Origin of the sequence: Gordonia sp. DT218 (assembly GCF_049847105.1) — a bacterium.
GTDB lineage: Bacteria > Actinomycetota > Actinomycetes > Mycobacteriales > Mycobacteriaceae > Gordonia.
The window spans coordinates 1-1286 of the sequence record NZ_JBNCNS010000015.1 but is presented as its reverse complement, the minus strand read 5'-3'; the positions used below and the strand labels follow the sequence as shown (position 1 = coordinate 1286).

Genomic DNA, 1286 nt, shown 5'->3' with positions numbered 1-1286 from the left:
TGGCAGGTCCCCGATAGTCGGTCCAGGCCGTTCTAGAGCCAGTTCCTACGTGCAGTTGATCAGTCGATCTCGCATCCCACGGGATGGTGTTGGTGGGTGCATCCGGCAGCGTAGTCGGCGGGGGTCTGATAGCCCAGGGCCGAGTGCCGGTGTCGGTGGTTGTGGTCGTCTTTGAAGTCGCCGATGACCACGCGGGCCTCGAGCAGTGTGGTCCAGCAGTTGCGGTTCAAACATTCGTCGCGCAGTCGGTTGTTGAACGACTCGATGAACCCGTTGTTCCACGGGGTGCCGGGCGGAATGTAGGAGATCCCCACCGACCCTGCGCAAAACGCCTGCAGGGCTTCTGAGATGAACTCAGGCCCGTTGTCCATGCGCAGCACCATCGGCGGGCCACCCCAGATCGCGAACGTCTTCTCCAGCTCCTCGATCAGCCTCTCGGCGGTGATCGAGCGGTCCACGATGTTGATCAGCGACATCCGGGTGTGTTCATCCACCATCGACGCGATCTTGATCTTCTTGCCATCAGTGGTCGAGTCGAACTGAAAATCCAATGCCCACACCACCTTCGGCGCATCCGCGACAACGATCGGGACCGACGACTGGCCGGCCCGTTTACGGCGCGCAGCCCGGCGCACCTGCAGGCCCTCCTCCTTCCACAGCCGGTGGACCTTCTTCTTGTTGACCACCTCACCCTCGTCGAACCGCAGGTGCGCCCACGCCCGGCGGAAGCCGTGGCGCGGGTGTTTGCGGGCGTACACGCGCAACTGCTGCCGCAGCCCGGCGTCCGGGTCGGCCGGTGTCTGCGCTTGGGGCAGTCTGCGGTAGGCAGATCGGGAGAGCCCAACCACCTTGCACGCCATACGCTCTGACACGACTTTCGCGTCGGTCAGCATTGCGATGGCGGCGCGTTTGGCGGTTGGGCTCAGAATTTTCCCTTCGCGACCTCCCGCAGGGCGTCCTTCTCAAGCTCAGCATCGGCGAGCAGCCGCTTGAGTCGGCTGTTCTGCTCACGCAGCTCTTTGAGTTCCTTGGCAGCATCGACGTCCATGCCGCCGTACTGACGGCGCCAGTTGTACAAGGTGGCCGCCGACACCTCGAGATCGGCAGCAATCTCCTCACCGGTCTTGCCCTCCGCCGCCAACTCATCAGCCCGGCGCAACTTGCGCACGATGTCCTCGGCCGAGTGACGCTTACGTCCCGCCATGATCCCTACCGTCCCTTCTCCGCCCTCACCGGGGCAATCAGGACTCTAAAACAACCTGGACCGGTTTACGGGGGACATGCCA

Annotated in this window: 1 protein-coding gene; it reads right to left on the bottom strand. The window is 63.5% G+C overall.

Going from position 1 to position 1286, the window contains the following annotated elements:
• Window positions 1–59: 59 nt before the first annotated feature.
• A protein-coding gene (locus tag ACPXCG_RS23945) for an IS3 family transposase (RefSeq protein ID WP_425794890.1) occupies window positions 60–1204 on the bottom strand; the annotation gives its coding sequence in 2 pieces (ribosomal slippage) (window positions 60–937 and window positions 937–1204; 1146 coding nt in all).
• Window positions 1205–1286: the final 82 nt, after the last annotated feature.